Annotated in this window: 22 protein-coding genes; 19 read left to right on the top strand and 3 right to left on the bottom strand. The window is 28.0% G+C overall.

From position 1 onward, the window contains the following. Positions 1 to 9 precede the first annotated feature (9 nt). From H612_RS0102910 to H612_RS0102900, 3 genes are read left to right on the top strand one after another with little or no spacing between them, the layout of a single operon-like run. Complete coding sequence (locus H612_RS0102910) at positions 10 to 837, top strand: carbohydrate ABC transporter permease (protein WP_027130097.1); 828 nt, start codon at positions 10 to 12, stop codon at positions 835 to 837. 4 nt (positions 838 to 841) lie between these two features. Continuing rightward, the gene (locus H612_RS0102905; protein ID WP_027130096.1) at positions 842 to 1,534 is read left to right on the top strand and encodes an N-acetylmannosamine-6-phosphate 2-epimerase; all 693 of its coding nucleotides are present in this window, start codon (positions 842 to 844) and stop codon (positions 1,532 to 1,534) included. Then, positions 1,534 to 1,833, top strand: a complete 300-nt coding sequence (locus tag H612_RS0102900; RefSeq protein ID WP_027130095.1) for a hypothetical protein — start codon at positions 1,534 to 1,536, stop codon at positions 1,831 to 1,833. The genes H612_RS0102905 and H612_RS0102900 overlap by 1 nt, the downstream gene beginning before the upstream one ends. Before the next feature lie 249 nt (positions 1,834 to 2,082). Here H612_RS0102900 and H612_RS0102895 read toward each other — a convergent pair whose 3' ends face one another. The 3 genes from H612_RS0102895 to H612_RS09510 form a co-directional block, all read right to left on the bottom strand. Further along, positions 2,083 to 3,219, bottom strand: a complete 1,137-nt coding sequence (locus H612_RS0102895; protein ID WP_027130094.1) for a site-specific integrase — start codon at positions 3,217 to 3,219, stop codon at positions 2,083 to 2,085. Positions 3,220 to 3,571: 352 nt separating this feature from the next. Then, positions 3,572 to 4,528: an Abi family protein gene (locus H612_RS08985; RefSeq protein WP_051210107.1), complete on the bottom strand. Its 957-nt coding sequence runs from the start codon at positions 4,526 to 4,528 to the stop codon at positions 3,572 to 3,574. A 353-nt stretch (positions 4,529 to 4,881) separates the two neighbouring features. Next, positions 4,882 to 5,832, bottom strand: coding sequence for a helix-turn-helix domain-containing protein (locus H612_RS09510; protein WP_027130093.1), 951 nt, complete (start codon positions 5,830 to 5,832; stop codon positions 4,882 to 4,884). Positions 5,833 to 6,011: 179 nt separating this feature from the next. Here H612_RS09510 and H612_RS0102880 point away from each other — a divergent pair, with 179 nt between their 5' ends. From H612_RS0102880 to H612_RS0102800, 16 genes are all read left to right on the top strand, one after another. Beyond that, the gene (locus tag H612_RS0102880; protein WP_027130092.1) at positions 6,012 to 6,224 is read left to right on the top strand and encodes a transcriptional regulator; all 213 of its coding nucleotides are present in this window, start codon (positions 6,012 to 6,014) and stop codon (positions 6,222 to 6,224) included. Between the two features lie 119 nt (positions 6,225 to 6,343). Beyond that, entirely contained in the window at positions 6,344 to 6,508 is a 165-nt protein-coding gene (locus tag H612_RS09860; protein ID WP_156882779.1) for a hypothetical protein, read from the top strand. Between the two features lie 76 nt (positions 6,509 to 6,584). Beyond that, the gene (locus tag H612_RS0102875; RefSeq protein WP_027130091.1) at positions 6,585 to 7,025 is read left to right on the top strand and encodes a hypothetical protein; all 441 of its coding nucleotides are present in this window, start codon (positions 6,585 to 6,587) and stop codon (positions 7,023 to 7,025) included. Between the two features lie 119 nt (positions 7,026 to 7,144). Beyond that, positions 7,145 to 7,351: a hypothetical protein gene (locus H612_RS0102870; protein WP_027130090.1), complete on the top strand. Its 207-nt coding sequence runs from the start codon at positions 7,145 to 7,147 to the stop codon at positions 7,349 to 7,351. Between the two features lie 12 nt (positions 7,352 to 7,363). Then, complete coding sequence (locus H612_RS08975; protein WP_035500228.1) at positions 7,364 to 7,606, top strand: helix-turn-helix domain-containing protein; 243 nt, start codon at positions 7,364 to 7,366, stop codon at positions 7,604 to 7,606. 198 nt (positions 7,607 to 7,804) lie between these two features. Continuing rightward, positions 7,805 to 8,038: a hypothetical protein gene (locus H612_RS0102860; protein WP_027130088.1), complete on the top strand. Its 234-nt coding sequence runs from the start codon at positions 7,805 to 7,807 to the stop codon at positions 8,036 to 8,038. Between the two features lie 76 nt (positions 8,039 to 8,114). Further along, positions 8,115 to 8,390 carry a hypothetical protein gene (locus H612_RS0102855; RefSeq protein ID WP_027130087.1) on the top strand — a complete coding sequence of 92 codons (276 nt, stop codon included), beginning with the start codon at positions 8,115 to 8,117 and terminating at the stop codon, positions 8,388 to 8,390. Next, on the top strand, positions 8,391 to 10,859 hold the full coding sequence (locus H612_RS0102850) for a DNA primase family protein (protein ID WP_027130086.1): 2,469 nt from the start codon (positions 8,391 to 8,393) through the stop codon (positions 10,857 to 10,859). A 209-nt stretch (positions 10,860 to 11,068) separates the two neighbouring features. Next, positions 11,069 to 11,227 carry a hypothetical protein gene (locus H612_RS09855; protein ID WP_156882778.1) on the top strand — a complete coding sequence of 53 codons (159 nt, stop codon included), beginning with the start codon at positions 11,069 to 11,071 and terminating at the stop codon, positions 11,225 to 11,227. Next, on the top strand, positions 11,224 to 11,430 hold the full coding sequence (locus H612_RS0102840) for a hypothetical protein (RefSeq protein WP_027130085.1): 207 nt from the start codon (positions 11,224 to 11,226) through the stop codon (positions 11,428 to 11,430). Before H612_RS09855 ends, H612_RS0102840 begins: the two co-directional genes overlap by 4 nt. 71 nt (positions 11,431 to 11,501) lie before the next feature. Then, positions 11,502 to 11,978 (top strand): hypothetical protein, encoded by a 477-nt coding sequence (locus H612_RS0102835; protein WP_156882777.1) that lies wholly within the window; start codon positions 11,502 to 11,504, stop codon positions 11,976 to 11,978. Between the two features lie 135 nt (positions 11,979 to 12,113). Next, the gene (locus H612_RS0102830) at positions 12,114 to 12,656 is read left to right on the top strand and encodes a hypothetical protein (RefSeq protein ID WP_027130083.1); all 543 of its coding nucleotides are present in this window, start codon (positions 12,114 to 12,116) and stop codon (positions 12,654 to 12,656) included. A gap of 7 nt (positions 12,657 to 12,663) precedes the next feature. After that, positions 12,664 to 12,945, top strand: coding sequence for a hypothetical protein (locus H612_RS0102825; RefSeq protein ID WP_027130082.1), 282 nt, complete (start codon positions 12,664 to 12,666; stop codon positions 12,943 to 12,945). A 443-nt stretch (positions 12,946 to 13,388) separates the two neighbouring features. Further along, positions 13,389 to 13,874, top strand: a complete 486-nt coding sequence (locus H612_RS0102810; protein ID WP_027130081.1) for a CdiA C-terminal domain-containing protein — start codon at positions 13,389 to 13,391, stop codon at positions 13,872 to 13,874. Positions 13,875 to 13,980: 106 nt separating this feature from the next. Continuing rightward, the gene (locus H612_RS0102805) at positions 13,981 to 14,178 is read left to right on the top strand and encodes a hypothetical protein (RefSeq protein WP_027130080.1); all 198 of its coding nucleotides are present in this window, start codon (positions 13,981 to 13,983) and stop codon (positions 14,176 to 14,178) included. A gap of 12 nt (positions 14,179 to 14,190) precedes the next feature. After that, entirely contained in the window at positions 14,191 to 14,715 is a 525-nt protein-coding gene (locus H612_RS0102800) for a hypothetical protein (RefSeq protein ID WP_027130079.1), read from the top strand. Positions 14,716 to 15,113: the final 398 nt, after the last annotated feature.

Genomic DNA, 15,113 nt, shown 5'->3' with positions numbered 1-15,113 from the left:
GATTTTAGTATGAAAAACATTAGTATTTTTAAAATTGTATCCATGATAATTTTGATAGGATTAACTATATTTTTTATTTTTCCGTTTTATTGGATAGCAACTGGGTCATTTAAACTTCAGGATGTTGCGATTACTATTCCTCCAGAATGGTGGCCAACATCTCCAACTTTAGAAAATTATGAAAAATTATTCACACCAAATACATTAAGATGGTTTTTTAACTCAGTATTTATTTCCGTAATGACAACGTTTTTGGTGTGTGCAACTTCAGCATTAGCCGGGTATGCTTTAGCAAAAAAAACGTTTCCAGGTGTAAAAATTATTTTTATGATATTTGTTGCAGCTATGGCGTTACCTAAACAAGTTATATTGATTCCTTTGTTAAATCTAATAACAGAGCTTAATTTAATGAACACATATTATGCACTTATATTACCAGCCGTAGGATGGCCTTTTGGAGTATTTTTAATGAGACAATTTTCTCAAGCAATTCCTAGAGAATTATTAGAATCAGCTAGAATAGATGGATGTGGAGAGATTAGAACATTTACCAATATAGCATTACCAATTATTAAACCAGGTATAGGCGCTTTAGCAATTTTCACGTTTATTGCTAGTTGGAATGATTATTTTTCACAACTTATTTTTTCAAATACACCAGATATGTCTACATTACCACTTGGGCTTGCGGCATTAGCACAAGGACAAGAATTTTCTAATGATTATGGATTATTGATGGCTGGTGCATCTTTGGCATCTTTACCAATGATTATAGTGTTTATATGTTTCCAAAATTATTTTACACAAGGTGTAACGCTAGGAGCAGTGAAAGGATAAATCTATGGATAAACAAGAGTTATTTGAATATTTACAAGGTGAATTGATAGTATCATGTCAAGCACTTCCAGGAGAACCACTGTATAAAGAAAACGGTGGAGTAATGTGCCTTATGGCACAAGCTGCGAAAAATGCAGGAGTCAAAGCTATTCGTGCACAAGGAATTATAGATATTGAACAGATAAGAAAGCAGACTAACTTGCCTGTTATTGGAATTATAAAAAAATCTTATCCAGGTTATGCATCTTATATTACGACTACTATGGATGAAGTTGATAAATTAGTGGGCGTTGGTTCTGATATTATTGCACTTGATTGTACTTTACAAGAACGTGGTGATGGGAAAACACCAAGTGAATTCGTAAAAGAAATTAAGGAAAAATATCCAGATGTAGTACTTATGGCTGATATCTCGAATTTAGAAGAAGCTATTGAAGCGGAAAAAGCAGGAGTAGATTATGTAGGAACTACAATGAATGGCTATACCCCTTATACTAAGGAATCCAAAAAATTCGATTCTAATTTGATAAAAGAGATAGTAAAAAATGTAAAAATTCCTGTCATAGCAGAAGGGAAAATTCATGAACCTAAACAAGCTAAAGAAGCATTAGAGGCTGGGGCACATTGTGTTGTAGTTGGTGGAGCTATAACAAGACCACAAGAAATTACTTCAAGGTTTTTAGCGGAATTAAGATAATGAATATTTTATTTTTACTTGCGTATTGGTATACTTATAGTAAATGGTATATTTTAGGATCATGGTTTATAACTTACATTATGAACATAGCTTTTAAAAAATTATGGTTATCACCACTTTTGATAAATGCAATAGCACTTTTAGTTCTATTTTTGGGTATATACTTTAAGATAGTTCAAGGTAAAGAAGTTGGAGTATCATTTTTAAATGTTTATATGCCAATATTCTTTGCGAGTGTAGTAATGAATTTGGTAGTTTACTCCTACAGGAAAATAAAAATAAAAATGAAAAATAGGTAAAATAAAAAAACTGATTAGGTAAGAGAAAATATTTCTGCCTTATAATCAGTTTTTTGTTTTTTTAGACAAAAACAAAAACCTAGAACTTATATGCTCCAGGTTTTTAATAATTTTATCGTACTTCTTTAAGTTTTTATTTTCTATGAAATATTTTACGTTGATAAACCCTATTACATCAACATTTTTATTTTTTATATTTCCTATCAATAACAGTTAATTTTTAAATATAGTTACCGTGTAGTTACTATTTTAAAAGTTAACGTATTTTTGAAACTTGTTGCCGACTTCTTCTTTTTGTTTTTCTGTTACATGTGTGTAAATGTTCATTGTAACTTTAATATCTGAATGTCCTAGCCTTTCTTGTACCTCCTGGATACTAACTCCACTTTCAAATAATAAACTACAATGGGTGTGCCTAAACCCATGTATTTTAATCTTCTTAAAGTTGTGTTTTTCACAGATGGCATTAAGTCGATAATTGAGATAATTTTTCTTAAAATAAGTGTTAGTAGTTAGATTAGTGAAGCAAGGCTGTTTTTTATTAGTATGGTAACCTAATTTAAATAATAATTCACGTTGTTGTATTTTCCATTTTCGCAACATTTGGCTGGTTTTATTATCTATACTTATTTTTCTTATACTACTTACACTTTTTGGAGTTTGAGAGATAAGTTCGTATTTTAAATTATAAGCAAGTGTTTTATTTATATTTATGGTGCTGTTTGTAAAATCAATATCTGTCCACTCAAGGGCTTGTAACTCGCATTTTCTCATACCGGTAAAAGCTAATAACCTAAACATAACTATTGTGTAATATTCTTCTGAACTTTCTAACAACTCAAAAAATCGTTGTAATTCTTCTTTTGTGTAATATATTTCTTTATTGTCTTTTATTTCTTTAATCTGTTTTGGAGTTTTAGTAATTGCCATAGCATTGGTAGTTATTAGTTTTAAATCAATAGCATAGTTAAGAATGTTTACAACATAAGATTTTAGTTTTTTATAAGTTTTATATTCTTTATACCATTTATTTAAAATTTTTTGGCAGTAAGTTGGAGTTATTTTTTTTAATGGCCAGTTTTCAAATTCTTTTAAAATTACTTTAAATACAGCATTAGAGGTTATTAAGCTATTTTCTTTTACAGTATGTTTATAACCGTCATACCATAACTCAAATAATTCTTTAAATGTAGTGATATTATTGTTTAAGTAAATATTGTTTTCGAAATCTGTTCGCAGCCTTGCGATGTACAATTCTGCTTCTTTTTTAGTTTTAAACCCTGATTTTGACCGTTGTATTACCTTACCAGTTGTAGTATCAATACCTATGTATATATTTCTAAACTTATAGTAGTTCTTTCCGTTTTTTGTGTATTGTTTAATCATTTTTCTTTTTCCTTTCTTTAGTACCTACCACGTATTAAAGAAATAAATGATAATGGAAAATATAGCTGATTTTTCCATTTTGGACTATGATTTTTAAATCAAAACGGAAAAAAGGGGAGATATTTCCATAATACAGCTTACCACGTCCACGTTAGAACCTTTCAAAAAGTAAAAATTATTACCTCTTAAATATCTGAACGCTTAGAAGCGCTTAAAATGTGTTTTAATTTCAAGTAGAAAATACTACATAAATATGATATAATGACATTATATTGTTAGGTCTTATATGTATTTTGTTAACATATATCATTTTTGTTTTTCAGCACTTGTTTTTTACAGGTGCTTTTTTTTGTTATTTCAATACTATTTTATCTAATTCAGCCGGTAACCCTAAAGATGAAAATACTTTGTCAGTATAACTATCATTTTTTATTTTTATCTTAAGGTTAATCATTCGTTTTCTTATTGTGTTGTTAACTTTTGCATATTGCTTATAATTAATAAAAAATTTAAGATATAGTATAGTGTTATAAATACTTTGTCTATTATCACTATTAAGAATATCTAGAGGGGTATGTAAATTATAATAGAAAGGTAAATCATTTCTAAGTTTAGCGCCTAACATTTTATTATTATGTGCCGTTATGTTTCTTAATTCAGTAAGATTTTCTAATCCTTTTTGTATTATATTGAAGTGTACATCTTTAATTGAATTAGTATTTAAATTATCTTTAACAAATTTTGACATTTCCTTAGCAACATCATTTTTTATTTTATCAGGCAATAAGCTATAAAAATAGGTAACTTCTCCAAGTGTTAGATAATCAACTAAAACCCAAAACGGTACAACTGAATGAACTTTATAATAATGTTTTATAGAGTTATTATTTATTTTTTCTTTGTATTTATTTAAAGTATTAGCAAAATTAGAAATTTGTCTACTTACTTTTATAATATCTTTACTAGCATAAGTTTTTATGTCTAAGTATGAATATAAATCATTTTTAAAATGTTTACAGTAACAATAAGCTAAAATCGACTTGAAGTGCCTTTCAGCTTCTATTATCCCCTCAAAGATAACTGTTTTTATTACTTTATCAAAATGGTGTATTTCAAGGATATTTTCAAAATATACATTATTATAGTATGTATTTGTATCAGTATTTATAAAAAATTTACTATAAGCATTTACAACATTATAGTAATTATATTCGAGTAAATACCGTTTAGCTTTTTCTTTATTTTCAAATTTTAGATTTCTGTCTTCTAAAATTTGTAATTGTTCATCTAAATTTTTAAAAGGTTTCACGTTTATTCTCCTTTAAATTAAAACAAAAACACCGTATATATTTAAAATATACACGGTGTATTGCACACATAGAGCCCCTTATGAACTAAAAGTAGGCTATCTATATGCTTACCTCTTGTGTATATTTTAGTATTATTTTTAAATATTGTCAATTATTTACCCTCATTTTTTTACTTTTTTATTTATATCTATTATTTAAGAGTGACAATTAGTTTAGAAACACATAGAAAAACACAGAAAATAAAATTATACTTTTTTGAACAAAATAATTGAATAATAACGTATAGAAATATATAATATAATTCACATTTAGCACGTGGGAAATATTGCACATGTTGAATGTTTTTTTATTTTCACTTACCTTTATAGTAATTGACTATATCATTAGTTAAATCTATAACGACTTTTTCTTTTCCATTCTGTTCTACTTCATCAAGTCTATTAGTAACTATCTTCTTGACTTCGTCAAAGTCATTTTCTTTTATAATAGTACCTTTGTTTTCTAATTTGTCGAAAAACTCAAGTATTATCTGTTGTTCGTCTTGATTATAATCTTTCAGTATAACGTCCCAAGACTTATACTCATTTTTTATTTTTTCTATATCCGTTTTTTCATCATAATGTGAAATTCTCATTTTATTATACAATTCTTTTAGTAATGGATAGTACTTCACATAAAGTTTTATCTTATCTTTAAAATCATATGTTGAATAGTCTAAAAAATCCCAACTGTCGTAAAAATGGTGCTTTTCTAAATCTAATTTAAAAGACCTTTCAAGCACATTTCTAGTATTATCTAGTAAATTTATACTTTGCATATGTCCAAGGTAAGTATTCCCAAGTTTTTCTTTGTTTTCTAGAAAGTAATCACAATAGATATGTATTTCTTTTAATATATATTCCACTTCTTCATTAACATAGCTATTAAAAAATCGTTGTAGCCTTGATAAATCATTCACATCTATAGAAAATTCTTCACTATCTATTTTAAATCTTCTTGAGATTTTCCACACATCAAATGAAGCTGGATAAGGATATTGACTATCTAGTACCAAGTTTTCAAAATTATTAGTGACAAATTCATCAATAGAGCCGTATAGAAGTTCGTTCACTGTGATATCAGATATTTTAGAAATACTAGCTAACCTTTCCTTATTGGGTAGAGTAAAACCAGTTTCCCACTTCTGAACATTACTTTTACTAGCACCGAATAGTTTACCGAAGCTTTCCAAGGTATAACCTTTATTTGTCCTTATTTGTTTGATACGTCCGCCAACAGCTTTTTTATTTATGTTTATTTTCATATATTTATACGTCCTCTAAACTTGTTTTATATTTACATTATACACTAATAAAGTGAAAAAATAAACGAAAAAAGTAGAAAAAAGAACTCAAAAAGTGTTGACTTTTTCCTTAAGTAGTGTTATTATCTAATCGTAGAGTAGAAAAAAATACTCAAAAACTAATATAGGAGGTGAATCAAATGGAAGGAATCAAAATAAATAAAGTTCGTGCATATCGTGAAGCCTTAGGGAAAACACAAAAAGAGATAAGCGAAGTTTTAAATATAAATAAAATTGTTTATGGAAGAAAAGAAAGAGGACTGGCACCGTTTAAAGATGCCGAAAAAGTAGCGTTATTAAACTTTTTTAAACCTTATTTTCCAAGTACAAACATAGAGGAATTATTTTTTTAAATACAAAGTAGAAAAAAATACTCAAAATAGTAGATAACAACATGCGAACACTACAATTAATAGATGAATTAGAAAGTAAATACCAAGTATCGAATAAATATAACGATATATAAAAACCCTTGCAGTTTGATATAGTAACAGGCGCAGTAGAAAGAATAAATATAAATAAAGTGATTGAGATTTTAGAACTAGAACAAACTCAAGACAACTACTCAACGCTAAAAATTATGTTATATACTAATATCGACTTGTTTTGGGAGTTTGTCGACAAGTTCGCAGTTTGAGGAGTACATCATTTTTTAGATACATATATGAAATATTTATTACAAAGAATAAAAAATAAAAATAGGAGCTAACAACATGAAACAAACAAAAATGAGTTTAAAACAAATACACGATTATTTACAAGAAAACCCAACCACTTCACTTAAAGAGATATATAAACATTACAATGTTGATTATAACTATAACAGCGTTAAAACTAAAATGTGGAAGCTAGCGAAAAAGAATAAAATTATATATCAATATGATAGTGAAAATCAAGACTATATCAATCTAGTAGTTACAGATGAAAAGATAATAAACAAGTATAAATCTAGTGCAGAATTTGAAGCGGTTGAACGTGAGATTATATATTCACATCTTAACGTTATCGAGGAACTAGACAAGATTATATTTAATAGTACTACTATTACAAAAGACAAACTAAAAGCTATTGAATTAAGGCAAAGAGAATACAAGTACGAAAACAACAAGTATGCAGTAGATTTTTACAAAGAAAAAAATCAAGATGAAATATAAAAAAACCTCTTAAACTGACAAGCTACCAACTTAAAGCAGTTTAAAAGGTTTAAAAGAAGTATTTAACAAAAATACTTTCTTTAATTATAACATAAATTAATGAGAAAGGAACAAAAAAGATGAAAAAACTAAAAGACTATAGGAACGCTAAGGGACTAACTAGAAAAGAATTAGCTAAGCTGACAAGGCGTTTTACCGACTCAGGTCAAAATAAAGAAACAAAAGAATTATTACAAAACACGTTAGGAGCGTTTATAATCCTAACACCTATTACAATATTAATAACTTATGCAGTAGCTTTATTAATGGATATATTACATGGATAGGGAGTGGACACAATGCTAACAGAAAATTTTAAAACAGCACTTAAAGAAGAGATAAAAGAAATTATTAGGGAATGTTTGGCGGACTTACAACAAGATAAACGTTATAACCAAAAAGAATTGTGCCAATCTTTAAATATCGGAGTTGATACATTAATAGAACTTAACAAGCAAGGACTTAGGCCAACAAAAGTTGGTAGGCAATACATTTATTTAGAAAGCGAAGTAAACAACTTTTTAAGAGAACATCAATTATAAATAATCCCTCTACCACGTATTAAAGAAGTAAATGAAGAGTACTGCAATACTCTAGTATGATATACACAACAAAGACAAAATAAAAAAACTTGCTACCCTATTGCCAAAATTTAACAGATTAATAAGGTAACACGAAAATTTATAAATAAACAAATTTTAACAGAAATAACTAAATGAAAGATGGATGAGGTGGAATATGTGGCTCAACATGATTATTATATAGAATATGAAAAATTAATCGGAGAATTGGAATGTTTCAAAGAGGTATTTGCTTTAATAGTACAATTCTTATCAACACTTAACGAAGAAAACAAGGCTACCGAACTTCTTGTAAAAACAACGTTAGGTAAATCAGAATACTTTAATTTAAGTTGTTTACTTAACGAAAAATTAAAAACTTTATTAGTCGAGCATGGCCAAAATTTAGAATAAAGTAACGAGAACATTGCAAGTTTTTCTATAATATACTGCAATATGTTTTTTAGTAATAATCGAAAGGAAATTAAAAATGATAGCGAAATTAGAAGATATAAACATTAAAACAGAAGAGGCAATCAACCTGTTGGATATATACATATATACTTACATAGAGACCTTGGGTAAAAACCTATACCAAAAGAGTTATGACGACATTGTGAAGCTAGATAAGTATGATTATATCGACTTTTTAGTCGAGAAAGAAAAATACGAAACTCTATTAATACTGGTTAGAGATTTAATTAAATCTATTGAAAATATACAAAACGAGTTACTTAATAGTTATTACAACAAGGTGGTGGAATAGTTGGCAATCTTCAAACAAATAGGGGTTAAGAGTAATAAGCTAAGCAAAGTAGAAGTAGTTGGGAAGAAACCGATAGAGATATTAGCAGATAGTTTTTTACCTACGATAGACACCAATATAGACAAGAAGCAATACAAACAAAATGAAATGATATATTTCATTAGTGGAGAAATACAGACAGGTGAGGATGGTACATATAAGCGAAGTAATGAAAGTTTAAAATTCAGAGATTTAATAATAATAGACATTGAAGATACCAAAGTTACTACACAAGAAGCTATTGAGAGTGTAACAGGAGCATTAGAGGGGTTTATATACTACTTATACTCAACTATTTCTCATAGAGATGATAACCCGAGATTAAGGCTTATATTAGAACCTAATAAAAACATTTTAAAAGATGAGTACGAACCGACAATTAAGGCAGTAATGAAATTAGTAGGTTTGAATTATGACTATAGTAGTAAGACGTGGGCACAACTACAAGGTGGCCCGATTGCCGTTAGAGGTATCAAGCCAGTTAGTATAAAACATTTAGAGGGTACGCCTTTCCCAGTTCAAGAAGCTGTTAAAAAAGAAGTAGTTAAAGACAAAAAAGAACATCACCCAAGTGAAGATGAATACCCTAATACCCTAATGAATGATGATTTTTACCAAATATTTATAGAATATATTAAGGTTGATTATAATAACCTATACAACAATGAAGCCACATACGATAGATGTTTAAGCGTATTACTAGCATTAGCTAGAGCAGTTTGCGAAAAAGAAATCAGTTACGACATAGCTTTGGAGTGTTCAGAACTGTTAGCTAATAACGACCCTAACTTTAAAAATGAATACATTAATGATAATTTAGCTAAGATTAACCACGCAATAAAAAGTTATGGTGATAATAATAGGTATTTCCTTGATAATCCAAAATCATATACATTCTGGCAAAAAGTAAAAGCCACTAAGGATAAGAATTTAATTAATCTAGTCAGATATAAGTTAAATAGCGAAATCATATCTAACAGCGAACTGTATTATAGACTTAATATAATAGGGCAACAGTGGAGAGAAGAACATACGACTGTAAACGAAAAAACTGGAGTTGAAAAAGTGCCATTAATGCAACATTACACTATTGCTAATAAGATAATAAAGTTATTACCTTGTAAATATGGTGGATACGATGAACAAACAGCATTATTATATTTCTATGATTTTGACAAAGGTATTTACACCCCTAACGAAGATGTATTAAAAAAAGCTATAATAAAACTAGAGTATAGGTATAAGCTAGATAATGTTAAAGCTATAGTCGAGGGTTTGAAAACTAAATTAAACTTTGAAAGACCTGTCAGAAATCCTAACACAATAGCTGTAGGGAATGGAATTTTTAATCTTGATGATAAGAGTTTAGAGCCGTTTAGCCCTAAGTATTTTATTACAGCAAAGGTTGACACTCATTATAATTTTAAAGCATTACAGAACTACGAAGCAACAAAAGTGAAATTTTTTAATCTAGATAACTGGTTTAATGAAATTGCTTGTAATGATAGTGAGGTAGTAGAGTTACTTTGGCAGTTAATCAATGAAGCGGTTAATCCTAACAAGACTAGACGGAAAATTGCCATAATGTACGGAGGGGGGAAAAATGGAAAATCAACATTTCAAAGTTTTATAGTGAATTTAATAGGTGCTAATAATGTAAGTTCGATAACACCCCACGAAATTCAACAACGTTTTGGAGTTGGAGGGCTAGAGGGTAAAATATGTAACTATGCTGATGAGATTGGAACAAAGCCACTTGATGAGGTTGATAAAATAAAATCAATAGCAAGCGGTGAAGTAATAGCATACGAGCGAAAAAATAAAGATGTTCGATACTACGATTTTAAAACATTATTAATGTTTAATAGTAATCAGTTACCAGCCATTAAAGAAAAGTCGGACGCAGTACTGGAAAGGTTGTTAATTGTCCCTTTCAATGCTGATTTTAAAGGTAAGGAAGATACATCTATAAAAGATAATAAGTTAAATAATAAGATAATACTTGAATACGCACTATATAAGGCTTTACATTTAGACTTTGAGAGCTTCACAATACCAAAAGTAGTAAAAGATGTTGTAGAGGAATACAGAAAGGATAATGACAGTATCCACGCCTATTTTCTTGATTATGTTGATAGGAATTTACACCATATTAGTAGAATACCTACTAATATATTAAAGGTTGACTATGAACAGTTTTGCCACGATAACGGTTATAACTCATTAAAAAGACCTGTTAAAAAGGTAGAAGAACGGTTAAACAAAATATTTAAGAATAACGATTATTATTATGTTACAAAAAAAGCTAAATATAATTTAGCCCACTTGGAGGAATTGAAAAGGTTCGATATGTTAGGAAAACATCTAGTTGATATGTTACACGTTGGAGATAGTAGGTTGAGTTTAATGCAAGAAATAAAGAGCAAATAAAAGAAAGTTCCCCAAAAGTTCTCCTAAGTTCACTAAAAAAAACGAAAAGTGAACCGACTCAAAACCCTGGTATAACAACATTGATGGTTTAAAAAGTTCACGGTTCTTTTATTTTTATTAAATTAATAAGAAAATAAAAATAATAGTCTTACAATACATATACATAATATAAAAAAGAATTTAAACGAAAAAAGGGAACTGCGAACTTTTTGCAGCGAAAACATTATATTACCAAAGCTGAACAAGGTTCACTGTTGCAAAAATTAGGTGAACTTTATGGAACAAAAAAAGGAAAAACCTTTATAAACGTTGATGTAATAGTATTCTTAAAAAGTTCCCTAAAAAATAGAAAGGTGGTGATTAAATGATAAAAAGAGTTGAAGAAATAACAGAAGAATTAATTGAAATCAACGGAAGACCTAAGAAGTTTTACAGTCTTACTACTTGTGTTAATAAATATATACAAGAGGAATTAGCAGAAGATGAGTTATTGCTAGATATTAAATATATATCTGAAAGTGTTAGGAAAGAACCGACTAAAGCAATATTACATATAGGAGAAAAGCACTAATGAGATATTCACAATTAAATAACTTGATTGAGAAATATTTAGACAACCCCACCGAGGAACTAACGGAAGCGGTGGACGGATATTTAAGTTCAATTACTGATGAAGATAAAGAAATTGTGAAAACTATATTTATTGAAATGAAAAGGCAAATTAAAACCGCTTCTGAACTTAGGGTATTAAATAAGCATATTGAGAAATTAAACAACTATTTAGAAAAGAAAGGACTAATTAAACAAGATGAGAATGAGAGAACCACCCCACGGTTGAACAGTGAACGAAAAACGAAAAAAGCAGTTGAACAACGAATGAACAACGAGACTACCTCATTAGACCAAAACCAAATGTTGTTAGAAATCTTACAAGATAGACTTGAGTTGTTAGAAAAGTTACAATCAGAAGCTAACCAAATAAAACCCATGGACTATTCACGTGATAAGGTTAAGAGCAGTAACAGGCCTTATAGCTTTAATCTTAATTATTTAGATGAAATTATCGAAACTAAAAAGGCAATTGAGGAAATAGGTGGAACAAAACAAACAAGCCGTTAAAAGTCAAAATCGATAGAAAATATCAACGTAGTAAGTTGTTAGACTAATATATTAATCAAAAATAAAAATAGACGGCTTAAACGGCTTTTAAATGGCTTGTAATTTTAAGTAAGAAAAAAGAAAGGATTAAAAAAAATGAAAATAGAAGACTTAGAAAAAGAAATAAATAGCTTGATTGAGGATAGAGAAAAAGCAAAAGAAGAAGTAAAAAAAGAGTTACAAAAAAATCAAAATGAAATCAGTAATTTAATAAAAGAACGTACAGAAGCAGAGCGAAACAATGATTTTAAAACTTTCAATAAAATAAAAACAAAAATCGATGAAAAAAAGAAAGAAAAAGAATTTATCCAAAATAGACTTGAAAACCTGAATCAACCCATATATAATGGCGATGAATACTTTTCAAAAATAAAAGAAATTGAAAATTCAATTACAGAAGAAATAGAAGAACTATATAAACAAGCTAAACCATTAGTTGATAACCTTGAAAATATTCTGTTGCGTGAAAGGAGAATAGATGATAAAGCAAACCAACTAGTTGAAGTAATGAAAAGTGAATTAATAAACAACGATAATATATTAAACGGACAAGGTACAACGCACACCATTAGAAAAGTATTAAAAGCATTTCAATACGCACATGATAGCGTTACAGCTGTACTATATCGCCGAAAATAGATAGCTTATGTATGATTTTAAATACACCCTTAACGATATAGACTTTTATTTAGAAGCACATAAGAAAATAAAAAGACAACTAGAAATATATTTAATCAATAAACTAGATAATAACAATGATAATCTTATAAGCAACAATAATAGTAATGAGTATGATAATAATCTAATTAGTAAGTTTAGCGACTATGATTATGAAAAAGATAGAAACGTATTGAACTTATTAGATAGTTACAAAAATCATTTAAAAGAAACTAATGAACTCAAGTATAAAATAGTTGAGTTGAGATAAACAAGAAATTTTTTAATAAAAGAAATATCAACAATAATGTATACATCTGAAAGAACAGTACAAAGGCAATTAAAGGTGATAAAAGAAGAATTATATACAATTTTTAATGAAAATCACAAAAAAATTGAAAAAAAATCGAAAAAAATGTAAAAAAAGTGATTTTTGGTCTAAAAAACCTAATTTATCAAGGTTTTGAAGAAGAATAATTTCAAAAACATTGATTTATCAAGGTTTATGGGGGGGTGACTCCCTCCCCTCGGTTTCGGCTGACCTTCACGCCGTCACTGTACATTTTTTCTCGCGCGAAAAATCAATAGGATAGAGATGTATACAGGCGGCATAGGAATTGCAGGTGTACTGTTGAATATATTTCTAAAAAAGGTGTAAGGCAAGATGTTCATACAAAAAAAGTAAGGTATGATAAAAAAGAAGAAACAAAAGAATTGCCTTATAAAAGTGTAAAAACTAAATGGTTGAAAAGTTTTGATAAACCTAAAGTAACCGATATGGAATATTGGGAACATAGTGGAATAAAGTATTTTGTTGATGAGAAACATGTTGTTTTAAGTTATTCTAAAAAAGAAAAAGAAGTAGCTGAATGGTTAGCTAATAAATTAGGTACTCATGTTCAAATGGTACCTAGGGTAAATTATCCGCTGGGAATTCCTACACCTGATTACATAATTAAGAATAAAAAATTTGATTTGAAAGAAATTGAGGGTGAAGGTAAAAATGTAATAGATAATAATATGAGAAAATCAAAAAAACAAGCAGATAATTTCATATTAGATTTGACGAAAACAAAACTTAGCGATAAAGAAGTTTTAAATCAACTATATAGTATATATAAAAGCGGTCGTAGAAAAGTTGACACAGTTATAGTAAAACGTGAAAATTCATTAGTAAGTTTACTAACTAAAAAGAAGTAACCATCATTCCAATCACCAAAAGTGATTAAGGGGAACAAGATTACTTCTTTTATTACTTTCATTATACTATAAATAACGGTAAAAATCAATATAGGAGGTGCAAACAATGGTAAAAGAGGTTGGTATTTATTTTAAAAACGGGGAGTGGTCACTGTATACTAATGTTACTAATCTAGATGAAAAAATAGAATTTAAAAAAACACCCTATGGAGATACAAGAGATTTTAAAAAATTAGAAGAAAAAAACAAAGAAAATGTAAAGGATAATATGTATAAAGAGTTATTGAAAAAATTAAATATATAGGAGATAATAAAAATGGAAATTCAAGAAATAAAATCAAAATTAAATAGCTATAATAGTGATATTTCAAATCTTGAAAATGAATATCAAGAGAAGAAAAACGAATTGGAACAGGTGGAAAAGTCAGAAGTTAGTACAATTCAAGAAAGAAAAGATAAATCTACAAAAATAGAAGAATTAGAAAAAGAAGTAAAATCATTGGTAGAAATTTTAGAAAATATCAAAGTAGAAAAAGAAAACTTCTGTAATTCTCAAGTTCAAGTAATAAGCGACTATTTAGCAAAAAAACGGAACGAAAAAGAAAAGAACGAAGAAAAGACATTTAATGAGAATTTAAAAAGTTTGATTAATAGCAAATTAGAGGAAATAACAAACGAAGCTAAAAAACTAGACGAGAAACAGAAAAAACAGCATGATGATTTTTTCAAAGAAATAAAAGAAATGAACGACATTGTTGAAAAAGTAAGTATTAACTATTTTGATATTTTTGAAAGTAATATAAATAAAGCACGTATCTATATTTCTAAAAACATGATATAATGATAGTGAACTTTGCCAAAACTGTTGTTTTTCCCTTATTAAAAAAATAAAAACCTTTTATAAATTTTTAACATTGCTACTAAATATTAGCAATGTTTTTTTATTTTTTCCATTTTGCTAGCAATAACACAAAAAAACACCTCATAATTTAAACGTCAGAGCCTTTCAGAAAGTTTTTTGATTGGGGAAAACTACCAACGATAAAATACACAGCTTAAAACCCAAATAAAAGCTTTTTAATTTTAAGTAGAATTATAAAGGTTATTATATCAATAAGTATCTTTTGGAAACTATGCAAAACTTAATATTTAGATAAAAATTGCTAAGAAATGCTAAGGTAAAAAATATATATAATGCTTAGAATTGCTTAGGTATAAAATATAATGCCCGAAAAAATG

Source organism: Gemella cuniculi DSM 15828 (genome assembly GCF_000425665.1).
GTDB lineage: Bacteria > Bacillota > Bacilli > Staphylococcales > Gemellaceae > Gemella > Gemella cuniculi.
This window is presented reverse-complemented; position numbering and strand designations above follow the sequence as displayed.

Bases quoted from the DNA above. Each gene is read 5' to 3' on its own strand.
- H612_RS0102870 (WP_027130090.1), top strand. From the start codon at position 7,145: ATGAAAAAACTAAAAGACTATAGGAACGCTAAGGGACTAACTAGAAAA.
- H612_RS09510 (WP_027130093.1), bottom strand. From the start codon at position 5,832: ATGAAAATAAACATAAATAAAAAAGCTGTTGGCGGACGTATCAAACAA.
- H612_RS0102875 (WP_027130091.1), top strand. From the start codon at position 6,585: ATGAAACAAACAAAAATGAGTTTAAAACAAATACACGATTATTTACAA.
- H612_RS0102800 (WP_027130079.1), top strand. From the start codon at position 14,191: ATGGAAATTCAAGAAATAAAATCAAAATTAAATAGCTATAATAGTGAT.
- H612_RS0102805 (WP_027130080.1), top strand. From the start codon at position 13,981: ATGGTAAAAGAGGTTGGTATTTATTTTAAAAACGGGGAGTGGTCACTG.
- H612_RS0102825 (WP_027130082.1), top strand. From the start codon at position 12,664: ATGTATGATTTTAAATACACCCTTAACGATATAGACTTTTATTTAGAA.
- H612_RS08975 (WP_035500228.1), top strand. From the start codon at position 7,364: ATGCTAACAGAAAATTTTAAAACAGCACTTAAAGAAGAGATAAAAGAA.
- H612_RS0102880 (WP_027130092.1), top strand. From the start codon at position 6,012: ATGGAAGGAATCAAAATAAATAAAGTTCGTGCATATCGTGAAGCCTTA.
- H612_RS0102855 (WP_027130087.1), top strand. From the start codon at position 8,115: ATGATAGCGAAATTAGAAGATATAAACATTAAAACAGAAGAGGCAATC.
- H612_RS0102905 (WP_027130096.1), top strand. From the start codon at position 842: ATGGATAAACAAGAGTTATTTGAATATTTACAAGGTGAATTGATAGTA.
- H612_RS0102895 (WP_027130094.1), bottom strand. From the start codon at position 3,219: ATGATTAAACAATACACAAAAAACGGAAAGAACTACTATAAGTTTAGA.
- H612_RS0102910 (WP_027130097.1), top strand. From the start codon at position 10: ATGAAAAACATTAGTATTTTTAAAATTGTATCCATGATAATTTTGATA.
- H612_RS0102830 (WP_027130083.1), top strand. From the start codon at position 12,114: ATGAAAATAGAAGACTTAGAAAAAGAAATAAATAGCTTGATTGAGGAT.
- H612_RS0102900 (WP_027130095.1), top strand. From the start codon at position 1,534: ATGAATATTTTATTTTTACTTGCGTATTGGTATACTTATAGTAAATGG.
- H612_RS0102840 (WP_027130085.1), top strand. From the start codon at position 11,224: ATGATAAAAAGAGTTGAAGAAATAACAGAAGAATTAATTGAAATCAAC.